13 protein-coding genes and 1 pseudogene are annotated in these 14,829 nt (G+C 45.1%); 12 read left to right on the top strand and 2 right to left on the bottom strand.

From position 1 onward, the window contains the following. The first annotated feature begins 19 nt into the window (after window positions 1-19). The 6 genes from P5674_RS06845 to P5674_RS06870 all read left to right on the top strand — a co-directional run bounded on the left by P5674_RS06845 (window position 20) and on the right by P5674_RS06870 (window position 5,760). Window positions 20-775 carry a hypothetical protein gene (locus tag P5674_RS06845; protein WP_014274586.1) on the top strand — a complete coding sequence of 252 codons (756 nt, stop codon included), beginning with the start codon at window positions 20-22 and terminating at the stop codon, window positions 773-775. Between the two features lie 3 nt (window positions 776-778). Further along, on the top strand, window positions 779-1,312 hold the full coding sequence (locus P5674_RS06850; protein ID WP_014274585.1) for a hypothetical protein: 534 nt from the start codon (window positions 779-781) through the stop codon (window positions 1,310-1,312). Between the two features lie 218 nt (window positions 1,313-1,530). After that, window positions 1,531-1,812, top strand: a complete 282-nt coding sequence (locus P5674_RS06855) for an RNA recognition motif domain-containing protein (protein WP_014274584.1) — start codon at window positions 1,531-1,533, stop codon at window positions 1,810-1,812. A gap of 137 nt (window positions 1,813-1,949) precedes the next feature. Next, the gene (locus tag P5674_RS06860; protein ID WP_006618142.1) at window positions 1,950-3,347 is read left to right on the top strand and encodes a GTP-binding protein; all 1,398 of its coding nucleotides are present in this window, start codon (window positions 1,950-1,952) and stop codon (window positions 3,345-3,347) included. 55 nt (window positions 3,348-3,402) lie between these two features. Beyond that, the gene (locus P5674_RS06865) at window positions 3,403-4,911 is read left to right on the top strand and encodes a diguanylate cyclase domain-containing protein (protein WP_234933625.1); all 1,509 of its coding nucleotides are present in this window, start codon (window positions 3,403-3,405) and stop codon (window positions 4,909-4,911) included. A 33-nt stretch (window positions 4,912-4,944) separates the two neighbouring features. Further along, window positions 4,945-5,760, top strand: a complete 816-nt coding sequence (locus P5674_RS06870) for an SGNH/GDSL hydrolase family protein (protein WP_234933624.1) — start codon at window positions 4,945-4,947, stop codon at window positions 5,758-5,760. A gap of 32 nt (window positions 5,761-5,792) precedes the next feature. Here the strand turns inward: P5674_RS06870 and P5674_RS06875 are convergent, their stop codons facing one another. Continuing rightward, window positions 5,793-6,509 carry a hypothetical protein gene (locus tag P5674_RS06875; protein WP_231852102.1) on the bottom strand — a complete coding sequence of 239 codons (717 nt, stop codon included), beginning with the start codon at window positions 6,507-6,509 and terminating at the stop codon, window positions 5,793-5,795. Window positions 6,510-6,880: 371 nt separating this feature from the next. On the opposite strand from P5674_RS06875, the gene P5674_RS06880 reads away from it, so the two are divergent. The 3 genes from P5674_RS06880 (at window position 6,881) to P5674_RS06890 (ending at window position 9,362) form a co-directional block, all read left to right on the top strand. Further along, entirely contained in the window at window positions 6,881-7,231 is a 351-nt protein-coding gene (locus tag P5674_RS06880; protein WP_315669884.1) for a hypothetical protein, read from the top strand. Between the two features lie 118 nt (window positions 7,232-7,349). After that, window positions 7,350-7,781, top strand: a complete 432-nt coding sequence (locus P5674_RS06885; protein ID WP_006618147.1) for a DUF1824 family protein — start codon at window positions 7,350-7,352, stop codon at window positions 7,779-7,781. Between the two features lie 582 nt (window positions 7,782-8,363). Further along, a complete protein-coding gene (locus P5674_RS06890) occupies window positions 8,364-9,362 on the top strand; it encodes an RNA polymerase sigma factor, RpoD/SigA family (RefSeq protein WP_315669885.1) in 999 nt (332 codons plus the stop codon). A 43-nt stretch (window positions 9,363-9,405) separates the two neighbouring features. Here P5674_RS06890 and P5674_RS06895 read toward each other — a convergent pair whose 3' ends face one another. Continuing rightward, a complete protein-coding gene (locus P5674_RS06895) occupies window positions 9,406-11,247 on the bottom strand; it encodes a tetratricopeptide repeat protein (protein ID WP_190490269.1) in 1,842 nt (613 codons plus the stop codon). Between the two features lie 91 nt (window positions 11,248-11,338). Between P5674_RS06895 and P5674_RS06900 the strand changes: the two genes are divergently transcribed. The 3 genes and pseudogenes from P5674_RS06900 to P5674_RS26565 form a co-directional block, all read left to right on the top strand. After that, window positions 11,339-12,472, top strand: a complete 1,134-nt coding sequence (locus P5674_RS06900) for a hypothetical protein (RefSeq protein WP_315669886.1) — start codon at window positions 11,339-11,341, stop codon at window positions 12,470-12,472. Between the two features lie 2 nt (window positions 12,473-12,474). Next, on the top strand, window positions 12,475-12,729 hold the full coding sequence (locus P5674_RS06905; protein ID WP_006618151.1) for a Nif11-like leader peptide family natural product precursor: 255 nt from the start codon (window positions 12,475-12,477) through the stop codon (window positions 12,727-12,729). A 499-nt stretch (window positions 12,730-13,228) separates the two neighbouring features. Further along, window positions 13,229-14,829: pseudogene (locus P5674_RS26565) on the top strand (eCIS core domain-containing protein); the annotation flags it as partial.

Raw genomic sequence — 14,829 nt, forward strand, 5'->3', positions numbered from 1 at the left:
TTATACAACCCTGAGTTCAATGAATAATATACCAGGCGATCGTCATAATCGACCTACATCCCCCGAAGAACAGGAACTATATAATCACTGGCTAGAGCAGGTAGAAACCCAAAGTACAGATATCCTGTTGGAGCGCTTCCGGCTGCTTTTTATCCAAGGAACAGGCTACCCCAATCATCAGATAGTCCAATTGATGCGGAAGTTGTTACGGGCGAAACACATTGAGGGTGACTTTAATTTTATCATCAACCGATGCTGCTACATTCTGATCAACAGATGGCACACCCACCCAGAACGCCGACAAGGTATTTATCGCCTGGTTGATCTATTTGATAGCCAAAAGTCAGTTTATACTGCATCTTCTGCTATCAAGTCCCGATACATTCAGCAACTATCCTATTTAGTTAACAACTTCCGAAACAGCCCCCAGTACCAAACCATGAAACGGTTTGCTGAGGTTTTGTGTGAGCCATTACAATCTAGCCCAAGTATGATTGAGAGTCAACCCCTGAGAACCCTAATTCCCCGTTATCCATACTTATACCGATATTGTCTAATTAACGATGATAGTCCCTACGAACATCAACAAATGATTCAGACAATTAAGTTACAGAAACAGAAAAAATTTGAACTGGAATTGTCTAAATATGCCTTGTACCAAATGCGACAAAACGCCCGATCTACGAAACCACAAGAACTGACCACTACCGCCACGCTTGCTGCGACTAACCCGACACTCCTGAGCAACGAGGAGCTATTTTTTGCTCTACAGTAATTTGTGGGTAAAGTGCAAGGGTCCAATACTTATCGAGACTTAGCCCATAGGTTTATCTCCCATACCAATGATCACCAAACCTTTAGGGACTTTAAATCCGATTTGTATGAATACCTCAGTGACAACCCTTTTAAGTCCAGTTACCTGAATAGACAATTTTACGAAAAACTGTATAAGCAGTTACAAAATACTATCCCCCAAAGTGATGAGCAACCTTTTAATGAGTTCCTGATGTTGAGAACCTGTTCTCAACTGTTAAACTACCTGGTGGTAGAGAGTCCCCAAAAACCTCAGCATTTCGTGTTTATCGATCTGATCGCCAATATTGGTCCGACCTTTATGGTCAGCTTGTTACTGAAAATTGTACTGCTGTGTCGTCAGGTTAAGCCTTCCTTAGAAAAACGGTTCTCGGTGCTGTTCAACCATTATGAATCATCCTCTACCCAAGGGCTACAGTGGCTGGTGAAGGTTCTGGAAAACTTGAATGTGGCTTTGACTACCAATTTTGGCAAAGTTGACCTGTCCTTTATTCGCTAGGGGAATCAAAGAAGAGGGGGAAGAAAAGGCGATCGCATAGTGATCAAAATCATTGTTGTCGATCAGGAATTTTGTGATAGAATTGTCTGCGTGAGTCAGCTTCGGTTCTGTACTTCCCAATCGGTTACAGATCTAGTTACAGATTCTGCCTATTCTGTGTCGGCAGGTATTGCTCCGAAACTGAGTTATGTCAAGCGTGTTAATGTTGGAGTCATTCCATGTCGATATACGTCGGTAACTTGTCCTATGACGTTACCCCAGATGATTTAAGCGCAGCTTTTGCTGAATACGGAACAGTTAAACGGTCAATGATCCCTACAGACCGAGAAACTGGGCGATCTAGGGGCTTTGGCTTTGTGGAAATGTCTAGTGAAGATGAGGAGAAAGTCGCCATAAATGCCCTCGACGGGGCGGAATGGAAGGGTCGTTCTCTGAAAGTCAATAAAGCCAGACCCCGAGACAACAATAGACAGCGCGGAGGTTTTAATCGGGATTATTAGTAAAGATAAACATCAGTTTTTAGCAGCTTCAGAATAAGCCACAATATTAGAGAGACGGGTTTTGCGGAGTTAGCAGAACCCGTTTCCTTTATCGTTAAGCTGTCCTTATGCCTGGGTTTTTCTACCCATTATTTCAGATGAGCATAGATCAAGAACTAGACAATACTATTTCAACTTTTGCTGATATTGAGGCTGAGTTAAACCTGCGTCATGCTCAAGATGTCCTGCGGGACTTGGTGAAAAATCTCGACTTGACCTCCTCAGAACGTCAGGGACTCGAATCTGATCTCAGTGGCTTACAACAGATGCTTGATAAACTAGAGCATACCTCTATACAAATTGCGGTTTTTGGTATGGTGGGCCGTGGGAAATCTTCGATTTTGAATGCCCTATTGGGTCAAACGGTATTTGCTACGGGTCCCACCCATGGTATTACTCGGACCACAGAAGCTAAACCCTGGCAGGTGGAAGGCGAAAACCTCACGGGCGCAATGTCTTATCGTATTTCTCAGGTTGAACTTATTGATACACCGGGTATTGATGAGGTTGACGGTCAGACCCGCGAACAAATGGCGCGTCAGGTGGCGGAAAAAGCTGATTTATTGCTATTTGTGATTGCGGGCGATATCACCCAGGTGGAATATCAAGCCCTCTCCTGGCTGCGAGATGCCGGAAAACCAATGCTTTTGGTGTTTAATAAGATTGATCAATATCCACCTGGCGATCGCCAAGCTATTTATGAAAAAATTAGGGATGAGCGAGTGCGGGAATTGCTCTCTCCTGATGAAATTGTCATGGTAGCGGCCTGTCCCTTGGTGGCTTCGGCGGTGCGCCGCCCTGATGGTCGTTTTCAAACTCAATTGACCCGAGGGGAACCTCAAATTAATGACCTCAAATTAAAGATTCTCGATATCTTAGACCGGGAGGGTAAATCTTTAATCGCCCTTAATACTATGCTCTATGCGGAAGATGTCAATGAGCAGGTGGTGCAGCGGAAACTAGAAATTCGCGCCGATCAGGCTAATAGTGTGATCTGGAATGCTACTATTACTAAGGCAGTGGCGATCGCTCTTAATCCCCTCACCGCTATTGATTTACTCAGTGGGGTCGCTATTGATATCACCCTGATTTTAACCTTATCGAAGCTCTACGGCATCCCTATGACCCAACGGGGAGCTTTAGATTTACTCCGGAAAATTGCCCTCGGTATGGGGGGTATTGGAGCCAGTGAACTGATTACTAATTTGGGCCTGAGTTCCCTTAAAGGCTTTCTGGGACTCACAGCCCCTGCTACCGGAGGCGCAACCCTCGCTCCCTATTTGTCTGTTGCTTTTACTCAGGCGGCGGTGGCGGGGGTCTCTACTTACGGCATTGGTCAGGTGACAACTACCTATCTGGCTAATGGGGCTTCCTGGGGAGAAGATAAGCCTAAAGCAGCAGTGAGGCGGATTCTGTTATCATTAGATGGGGCCTCTATTTTGAGTCGTATTAAGGACGAACTATGGATGAAATTAGGGTTGGAGGCATCAAATTAGCCGTAGCGTGGGTATTCTCTGTTATGGATGAACTACCTGACTTCACTCTCTAAATATGATGAGTAGTATTCCAGAGCAAACTTGGAAAGCAGATATTTTGGTGGTTGATGATCAGCCGGAAAATCTCCATCTTTTATCTTCTTTACTTCGACAAGTCGGTTATAATGTTAGACAGTCTCTTAATGCTGAGATGGCTCTAACTTCCGTTGGGGCAAAATTGCCAGATTTAATATTGCTGGATGTCCGAATACCTGGGATGAGTGGCTATGAACTATGTCGCCATTTAAAAAGTAGTGAAAATACTAGCAAAATCCCGATTATTTTTTTGAGCGCCCTTAATGATATTGACTCGATTATGGAGGGTTTTCAAGTAGGCGGTGTCGATTATATTACTAAGCCTTTTCATAACTCAGAAGTCCTGATCAGAGTTAATACACAACTGCGACTTTATCAACTCCAAAAACAACTGGAACTGCAAAATCAATCCCTCCAAGAACAGATCCGCCTCAGTCAGATATATTTACACGATCGCCAGGTGGCAGAGGCTACCTCCAAACTCTTGGAAAAAGCGATCGCTGCTACCCAAAATGGCGTGGTTATTACTGACCCTAATCAGCCCGACAATCCCATTATTTATGTGAATTTTGGGTTTGAAAGACTCACTGGTTATCCAGCCCATGAAATTCTGGGGTCTAACTGTAGGTTTCTTCAGGGAAACGAACGAGATCAACCCGCCCTAGATGATATTCGACAGGCGATCGCTGAAGCCGAAGAATGCCGCGTCATTCTCAAAAACTATCGCCGAGATGGTACAATGTTCTGGAATGAATTGTTTATTTCTCCGGTGAGAAATGAACAGGGGGAATTAACTAATTTTATTGGCATTCAAACTGATGTAACCGAGCGCAAAAAGTCCGAAGAAGCCCTAGAAAGGTCAAGAATTGCCCTTAAAAAAACTAACCAAGAATTACAACGCCTCGCTCTGTATGATGACTTAACCCAAGTGGCTAACCGTCGCCGTTTTAATGAATATTTAGCCTATAATTGGCATCGCTGCGGTAGAGAACAAGAACCCATAGCTTTAATTCTCTGTGATGTAGATTATTTTAAACCATATAATGATACCTTCGGACATCAAGCCGGAGATGATTGTTTACATAAAATAGCTAGAGCCATTTCTGGCGCTATTCAACGTTCAGTAGATTTGGTGGCTCGTTATGGTGGCGAAGAATTTGCTATTATTCTCCCTAATACACCCATCAATGGTGCGGTCAAAGTCGCTGAACGTATCCGTAAACAAGTGGAAAATCTCCGTGTTCCTCACCCGGGTTCTCAAAGTAGTGATTATGTTACCGTGAGTCTGGGGGTGGCTTGCAAAATTCCCCATTCTGAGTTATCTGTAGATAGTTTAATCGCTCAGGCTGACGAGGCTCTCTATCAAGCTAAAAATCAGGGTCGGAACTGTACTGTTATCGCTGAGTCTCCCAGTTGTGAATTGTTAAAAATTGACGATAGCAACCCAATTTGTTTCCCCCACACTGCCAAGAGTACACCCTTATTGTAGAATAGGGGCTAGTTTTGTGCTGTTATTAAGATAATGTCTAGGCTATCTATTTGTACTCTCTCACCTTTAAACCTGCTCAAACGCTGTGGCGCATTACCGTTTTTGATGGTAGTTGCCACTATTATCGGTTTAGAGACTTCTGTGGCTGTTCCTGAGCCGATAAAAGCTGATTCTGAACAGCAGCAAAGTCCCCTCAGCGGCACTAACAAAATTGTGGTGGTCGGAGATAGTATCACCCAAGCGGGAGGACAATATGGGGGTTATGTGTGGTTGTTCAGACGCTACCTTAATACTCTTTATCCGGGAGAGTCTATTGAGATTATTCCCTCGGGAGTTTCGGGAAATAAATCAACGGACCTAGAAGCTAGATTTCATCAGGATGTCCTCTTACACCGACCTAATTTAGTGGTTATTAATGTGGGAGTTAATGATGTGATGCAAAGTTTTCATAAATCTTCGGAATCAGAAACAGACCCATCTCCTTTAGAAATCTATCGCCAAAAATTAAGCGCTATGGTCAAGGCGGCTAGAGCTAGAAATATTCGGGTTTTGCTACTATCTCCTACGATTATTTATGAAGACTTAAATAGTCGTGAAAATATCCGTATGGTTGAATATATTAATGCTATGCGAGATGTGGCGGCTCAAAATCAAGTACAGTTTCTTGACCTACATACCCCCTTCCGCCATATTATCATGACTTATCAGCGCTATGGAGGGCGATCGCAAAATATTCTCACCCGCGACGGTATCCACCCTAACCACGCCGGACATCAAATAATGACCTATATTCTGCTGCGGGGTTTAGGGGTTCCTGAAGATAAAATCCAGCATTTAACCTTTGACTAAACCCTTAAAATATGTCGGTCAATTGTAGATAGTTAAGGGAGGGGAAAAGTCCCTAAAATGCGATCGACTCCCGTCCCTCGGCTGTTCTCCCCGTCCGATACATAATCCCCATCGATATCTACTAAAATGACCCCAGCCTGGAAGTAACATTGCAGGTCGGCTTCGGGTCTGTCTTCGGAAACTAAAATATTGATATCCCCGCTTTCGATCGCACACTGAAACCGGATGTTTTTAATCTCTTCGGGATAGGTATTTAACAATTCTTCGGCATAGGGTTGAGAGTCTGGCCAACTGCTGAGAAAGCGATTTTCCTCTCCGGGAAAAGGCAGGGTAATTAGGGAACTTCCTTCTCGTGCGCCATAGTCGTCTACTTCCCGATTCCAACAAGCCAGGACTACCCGCCGCCCCCGATTACGATGTTCGTACACCTGTAGGGATAAAATGCGATCGCCTTCACAAGTTAGATTAAACTCCGGCCAAGTTTCTGATAAAGTGTGGAACAATTGATCACAACTGATGTCATGGCACGAACCCGGTATATTGCTAGGGGGGGGACTGGAGATGGCGATCGTCTCAAGAGTCAAAAATAGTGAACCCCAGACCCAAACAGACACGGGAATCAGACGGTTAAGTTTCATGGAAGTTAAGATATCGCAGTTTCTTGACTCCTGCAAGGTTTTCGATAACCAGAGAAGGCTCGGTTGAAGGTAGTCTCGATTCATGTTAGGATTGGTGTTGAAGGCTGGCATTTGATCCACAAGGGAAAAAAATTTTCGCCCGTACTGATTCCGTCAAATCAAGTGAGCTAAATATTGCTTGTAATGTACAGCATCAGGTAAGTTAGTAAATGCCGATGCTAGAGGTGTGCTGAATATACTGCACTGAGCTGAATATACTAAGGAACAGCTAAAGTAGGCTGCGTCTGGTTTTGACGACCATTGATGCTCACAAATCAGACCCGTGGCGACGCACCGCATCACAGTAAAGGAGATTAAAGAGAGCGAGAAAGAGTTTCTCGTAATCGAGCATGGTTGCTGGATACAGCCTTTGAGAATTGCTCTCAAGAATCTCGGACCCTAAACTGCACATAGTCGATACAAAACTTAGAGGAGGTGACATTATGGTTAAACAAGAGCAAACCAAGTTCAGAACCATTCAACTCACTGAAGGTGTATTAGTTTCAACTCCCATTGAAGAATTCTGCATCCCTGCCCTACGAGCCGGGTTTTCTGGATATCCGGTCAATCCCCGTTGGAGTGGTGTCAAATTCCATGCTTGGAAAATTGGTCGCCAGATGCGCGAAGACCTATCAAAAGGTATTCTGGTAGTGCGGACTGCTGATTCTATGTTGGTTTTAGCAGAAAATGAAGCTAACTTAGAAACGACAGAAACTCCATCTACATCTCAAAAATCGGGATTGATGTTTTCGACGCTGTTTCGCCGTAAAAAACGCGAGTTGACTCCAGCTTGAACAGCAGACTAGGGCGGTGTATAACCGCCCTAAATTATGGTCTGGCAGGGGAAGCGGACTTTTTTTTGCGCGACAGGTTTGCTAGGATAGGATAGAACTAATTTTAAACTGACTCCCAATGTCTCCTCAAACGCCTGCTGATTTAACTGTAGTTGAAGCCCAAAGACTCCTAGAACAGTTCACTTGTATGGATATCACCGCTACAGCATCTATAGATAATCCAGTAAGGGTGCGCCAAGCGTTAGTGCTTCTAGCGAATGAGTCAGAGTATCAAATGCTGGGAATTTGTGCATCTTCGCGGACAGAGGCGATAACAGCATTAAAGGAATACTTACCGAAACTGGGTTACAACGCTGAGATTAACTCGGATGAGATTCCCGATATTGAAGGCCCAGTCTATATCAAGTTTAATGGTCGCAGTGTGTCTTACCATATTAGCCCCTACCTAGAAAAGTATCGGGGGGTACTGGTTTCCTGTCAGTCTTTAGAGGAAAATGGGGTGAACGGTACTTATGGCCATTTTCCTTTAGATCTGTTTGCTACAGCCTAGTAGGGGTCTTTCCCGGTGGGGCTGAAATTATCGGGGGGTGTGGACTACTGGTTGAATGGGTGAAAACCGGGAAAAATGGTTCGGGTATCTCTGAACTGCTGGGGTGTCAAATATGAGGAATTTTAGGGCAGTATAGTAAAGAGTCCCGATAAATTGGTATAATCACAGATTTACCATCGGGGACTTGACCTAGACCGAATAGTATGACATAATGTGAAGAGATGTAAACCTAGCTAAGTTTAAAATAAGCATCTCGGGTGGCCTTAGAGTGGATGACTAAGGCTCTGACATTGAAAATGGTTGTGAGCGATCGCGGTGACTAAATTTGTAGGTGAGTCCATGGATCTCAGTATGTTGGGGTCTATGCTTTAAAATGGGACACTAAAAACCTCGTGGCGATAAAGTAAAAGGAATTTAGCTTCAGAACATCAGGACAACATATCTACCAGAAGGCAAGGCTTTCAAACAACGGATCATATTTTTTATAACGGAGGGCATATTGACTATCCTGACTGTCTATCTCACTCCTTGCTAGGGGGTCGCTGCCAGTTTATTAGCTGTTTAGGGAGGGTAAAATTGACTATGGCAACTGCTAAAACCACACAAACTGAATTAACGTCGCGGAACCCCCGCTCTGGTGCTTCCATGGATGCAGTGCGGACTTATTTGCACGAAATTGGTCGAGTGCCACTGTTGACCCGAGAAGAAGAAATCATCTACGGTAAAAAAGTACAGCAGATGATGAATCTGTTGGAAGTTCGCGATGAGTTAACGAAAGAAGTCGATCGCGATCCTACTCCAGAGGAATGGTCGGCGAAGGCTGGACTGAGTGAGTCGGAAATGACTGATATCATCAATCGTGGTCGTCGTGCGAAGCAGAAAATGATTGAGGCGAATTTGCGACTGGTGGTGTCTATCGCCAAGAAGTACCAAAAACGCAATATGGAGTTTTTGGATTTGATCCAAGAGGGAACTCTGGGTTTGGAACGGGGTGTTGAGAAGTTCGACCCGATGCGAGGGTATAAGTTCTCAACTTATGCTTACTGGTGGATTCGCCAAGCGATTACCCGTGCGATCGCCCAAAACTCTCGGACTATCCGCCTGCCGATCCATATTACGGAAAAACTGAACAAAATTAAAAGAGTTCAGCGGGAATTGTTCCAGCAGTATGGTCGCAATGCCACTCCCACGGAAATTGCGAAAGCATTAGATTTGGAACCGTCTCAGATTCGGGATTATTTGTTAGCTTCCCGCCATCCGGTTTCCCTTGACCTGCGAGTTGGTGATAACCAAGATACGGAACTGCAAGATCTGCTCGAAGATGAATCGGCTTCTGCTGATAGCTATGTTACTCAACAACTGTTGCGGCAGGATCTCAAGGATATGATGGCGGATCTGACTCCCCAGCAGCGGGAAGTGTTGACTTTGCGCTACGGTCTCAACGACGGTAAGGAAATGTCTTTATCGAAAGTGGGAGTACAGATGAATATCAGTCGTGAACGGGTGCGCCAGTTGGAAAACCAGGCTTTGAACCACCTGCGTCGTCGTAAAGCCCAGGTGCGGGAATATCTGGCTTGCTAATCGATATGGATGATTAACCCGGTTTCTCCCGAAGCCGGGTTTTTCAAGGATCTAGTTGTTGTTGTTGATTAGTTTCTAGTTTGACCTGAAGTTGTCGGGCGATGGGTTGGTTAGGATTCAAATTTAGGGCGGTGGCGATCGCATCTTTAGCGGCTTGGAGTTCACCTAACTGTTGTAAAGCATAACCTCGCAGTGCCCAAGCGTTGGCATTTTCTGGCTGAATGCGAGTGGCTTGTTGATAGGCAAAAAGGGCATCTTGGTAATTTTCCAAGGCAATCAAGGCGGTTCCCATGTTATACCATCCCTGGAAAAAGTCAGGGTTAAGGATTACGGCTTCTTTGGCTGAAATGACGGCTTCAGCATACTGTTGGGCTTCCCAGAGGGCGACGCTGCGACTAGACCATAGTTCGGGGTTGTTTCGGCCTTTTTCCACTGCCATATTATAGGCTGCGATCGCCTCTTCAAAGCGTTTCAAGGAAGCCAAAATCCGACCACGATTTTGCCAAGCCTGGGCTAAATTTGGATCAAGTTCGATAGCGCGGGCGACGGACTCCAAGGCGGCTAGATAATCTTCCTGATACCAGAGGATAACGGCAGCGTTGTTCCAGGCTTGGGGATAGTCGGGTTGCAATTCGATGGCAGTGTTATTAGCAACTGTTGCGGCTTGGAGTTCTCCCTGGGCGGCGAGGGCGACTCCCAACTGGCTCCAGGCGGTGGCTGGACCCCACTGATCCCAAAAACCATCTCCTTCTAGGGCGGCTCCGCAGGCTTTTTGGGCGGCTTGATATTCTCCTAAATCGTTTAATAATTGACACTGATTAACCAGTGCGAAGGAATAATCAGAACGCAGTCTGATGGCTTGTTCGTAGGCGTTCAGGGCTTCGCTAAGGCGGTTGAGGGAGGTTAAAGCAAACCCCATAGCAGCCCAGAGAGTGGGGTCTTCTTGGTTCAAACTCAGGGCGCGTTGAAAAGATGTCTTTGCCTGTTCATAATCTGCTAAATTCAGATAGGCAAATCCCTGATATTTCCAGGCGATATCGGGGCTGATTTCCCCCCAGTTGTTATCAATTTCCAGGGCTCTCTCGCAGGAGGCGATCGCTTTATAGGGTTGGTCTAATTGATGGAAACAATAGCACTGATGCACCAGGGTTTGAGAATTATTGGGTTGGAGTTGTAGGGCTTGCTGATAAGTGTCTAAAGCGGCTTGATATTGCCCTTGACGCTGGTGAATTAACCCTTTTTGAAACCAGACAAGGGCGGGGGTGATTTCATGCCAACGGCGGTCAATTTCTAAGGCTTGGTCGCAATCTTTCATGGCCTCTTGGTAGCGCCCTAAAGCAGATAATGCGGTGCAGCGATAGGCGAGAACTCGGGAATATTTCGACTCCCGTTCGAGGATTCGGTCAGCGGAGGCGATCGCTTGGGTATACTGTTGGATAGCCAATAAAATACGGGTTCGTTCTACCCATATTTCCAGGGCTTTGGGTTTTAAAATAATGGCGCGATCGCAAGCACTGAGGGCTTTTTGATACTCTTGGCGATCGACTAATAGGCGACAAAGATTCACCCAATAGTCGAAATCTTCTAACCCCTCGAGAGAGTCGGAATTTCCGGGATCTGGAGAGGGTGGGGTGGGTAAAGATTGCAGGGGCTCTGGGACTGACATTGATAGCGTATCCGACCCATGGTTCGGAAAAATGGGATTTCTGGCTTGAGGGAGGTTGACTGGGGGGATAGATGGGCGATTAAGCCTTGGTAATTGCCGGATTTGGGCTAAAGTGGTATAGGTGGCGATCGCCCTACCGGACATCAACAATAATGCCGTTAGGATGACACTGCCGAAACTCCCAAGTTTTGCTAGAATGCCCACCAATGCCCCATTCATGGTTTTTGGGTTTCAATTTTCATCATGGGGCTGATTATAGAACTTAGGAAAGCCAAGCCTGGTTTTTTTAATGTAATTTAAAGATTTTCCTATGGCAAGTCTGACTGATTATTGGGAGGCGATCGCCCCTGCTATTTCGCCGGATTTAATTTCGCCGGAATCCCTGGGCCATTTGGCGGCGGTGGGGGGACATTTCCCTAGTGCGATCGCGTCTTTGGTGGGGTTTGAATGTCGCCTAGCAGACCCTCAACCTCAAGCTGATCTGTTTTTGCGGGTGGTTCCCGAAAACGGAGGTCGCGACATCCTCGCTGGCGGTGAAGCCGTGGAAACGCTTCCGAAATTATATCATTTGTTGGCGGGTTCTGCGACAATTCCCGTCCTGTCTTCTCGGTTAATTGAGCATCCAGTATGGCGAAAAATTCGCCTATTTTGCCAGGAATGGTCTAACCCTGAGACATCCTTTTATCGGACTGTGAATGATTTATGGTTGGAATTTGATTTAACGGGGGATTTAACGGGGGATTTAACTACTGATAGAGTCATTCCGATTCCCAGTGTATTTTGGGGTTCGGAACAGGGGGCGGATTTAGAAAATCATCTCAATTGGTGGCTAGACAGTCGGTTAACTTCTGGACAAAGCCAAATTATTCACCAGACTTTCCAGGCTTTACCTCCAACGGCAAAATTATTTCAAAGTGGGGTTTTATTGAGTCGAAATTCTCAGGCGCTAAGATTTTATATAGCTGATATTTCTCCTACACAAATATATGGGTATCTTGAACAACTGGGATGGTTAGGCGATCGCTATAGTATCGGAGCAATTTTAGCTCTGCTATCTGTGGGGATAAATAAAACTAATTTACAGTTAGAAATTGATGGGAATAGTCTCAGTGAGCAAATAGCGGTAGAATGCTATTTAGAAAATCGACAAGCCTGGCAAATCTTTCTTGATGGTTTAGTTAAAACCGGATTTTGTCTACCTCAAAAACGAGACGCAATCCTGAGTTTTGGGGGCTTGACCCATGAGAGAGATTCCCCGGAAAAGTGGCCGGACACTTTACGGCGGCGCTCTCAACTTCTGGGTGAGGATTGGGAAAGTGTCTTATTTCGGAGATTAGCTTATTTAAAACTGACTTATCGCCGGGGAATACCTTTAGAATTTAAAGCATATTTAGGGGTTCAACCTGGCTGGATCAATACTAAATCTTGGGGAGTCAAATTATAAATATGCGAGCATTTATAGAAGCGATCGCGAATCATCCAGAATTGCAGAACAAAATTATGGCGGCTGACAACATTCAAGACTTGCTGAAAATTGCCGCATCGGCTGGATATAATATGACTATCAAAGAATTAGAAACTACCCTAACTGAAGATTTTGGTGAACTGGTCCTTGAGTTAGAGAATAACCCTGGTATTTCTGCTGGTTACGCCGGCATTTTGCTAACTCAACTGATAGAATCGATCTGTTTTTCTAGTTAAAATACGGATTGATTCCTAACCATTGTGAATTTTAGTTAACATTTATGCTGCTCCTCTGTGGAAAACTGTATAATAATTAGCGCCAAAGGTTATGCGATCGCCGATTTTGTCTGGCAGTGGCAAACCCCTAAAGGGTTGAATAATAAGGGTTAAGGGGGTAAAAATGTCAAAAATTAGAACCAAAGCGCCACAAGCATCACCCACGACCTCGAGAGTTCAGACGAAGAAGACTTTACCGCGTGGGCGATCGTTTACCGGTACCGGGGAAACTGAAACCGCGACAACTGAAACCTTGAGCGAAGGGCGATCGGGGTTTTTTTCTCCGCCAACACCACCAGAAATTCAACCCCAATCTTATCGGGTTTCGGGCTACCAATTTGACCGAGTTTCGATCCTGGACTACACGCCAGCCAAACTGCAACCCAAACGGCTGATAACTCCCCCAGAAGAGGAAGACAGGGAAGCGGAAACGGATATGGGTGGAGAAGAGATAGGGGAAATGGACGAACTTGCGCCGCCGTCCGCCCCCCCACCGGAGGAAAACCCACCCAAACAGCCGGACACGCAACTACAACGTCAGCCAACAGGAGGGGGGTCTTTTGTGGCTTCTTCTCAGATTGCCAATCGCATTATACGGCGTAAAGGTCGCGGCATTCCACTTCCAGACCCAGCCCGCGAGTTTATGGAGTCTCGGTTTGAAAATGATTTCAGTGGGGTTCGTCTTCACACGGATAGTGAGGCGGTTCAACTAAGTCATAATTTGAGGGCGAAAGCATTTACTCACGAAAATGATATCTATTTTAATGCGGGACAATATAACCCAAATTCGGTAGGAGGAAGGCGGTTATTAGCCCATGAATTAACCCATACAATTCAGCAAACAGGGGCGAGAGTTCAACGGAAATATAGAGGCGATCGCCCTCGGAAAATTAACCGAATGCAACGGAAGGCGATCGGCAGAGTTCAGCGTTCGGATGAAGAGAATGTTAGTATTAATTTAAAACCGCTATCGGCGACAATATCCTCTGTGGGTAGTTCTCCAATTCAGCGTTCAGATGAAGATAATGTTAGTATTAATTTAAAACCGCTATCGGCGACAATATCCTCTGTGGGTAGTTCTCCAATTCAGCGTTCAGATGAAGATAATGTTAGTATTAATTTAAAACCGCTATCGGGGACAATATCCTCTGTGGGTAGTTCTCCAATTCAGCGTTCAGATGAAGAGAATGTTAGTATTAATTTAAAACCATTTGCTGGGAATTCTGGGGGTTTATCTTTTCAACCTCAACTGATAGTTGGCGCACCTGGGGACAAATACGAACGAGAAGCAGATCACATGGCTGATCTGGTGATGTCGATGAATTTACCTGCTACATCCCCACCAATTCAACGGGAGGAAGAGGAGACAAAATCGGTAGTTTCTCCGACTATTCAACGCATCAATAGCCACCGTCCCCGTCGGCGTGCGGCTATTCCCTATAGTCTTCTTCATTCTACGGAAGAAAGTGAGGATGAGCAAAATGTTAATATTACGCTAAAATCTAAAAAGACTAAAAATAATCGTCGATTTAAACAGGATAAAAAACGCGGTTATCAGGGTGCATTTGCAGCGAGTCAAGATATTGAAAAACAGCTAAAAGCCAAAAAAGGAAGCGGCAATCCTCTACCAGAGGAAACGCAAGAGTTTATGGAATCGCGGTTTGGTCAGGATTTCTCAGAAGTGCGAATTCATACTGATGGGGAAGCGGCCGAGATGAATCAAAATCTGGAAGCTAAAGCATTTACTCACGGTCAAGATATTTATTTCAATACAGGGGAGTATCAGCCGGACTCGGAGAGTGGGAAAAAATTATTAGCCCATGAACTGACTCATACTATACAACAAACGAAGCCGAAAGTGAAGTCTAAATCGACGGAGGAAATTCGGGAAAAAACACAAAAAATTCAGCGGAAACCGGATTTTTTTGGGATGGGTTTAAAATCCAAGTTCGAGGAAAAAATCAAGAAAGAACGAGAGGAAGCACAGAAAAAACACGAACAAGAGAAAGAGAAAGAGAAAGAGAAAGAGAAAGAGAAAGAGAAAGAGAAAGAGAAAGAGAA

It is taken from the genome of Limnospira sp. PMC 289.06 (assembly GCF_032350395.1).
Taxonomy (GTDB): Bacteria; Cyanobacteriota; Cyanobacteriia; order Cyanobacteriales; family Microcoleaceae; genus Limnospira; species Limnospira platensis.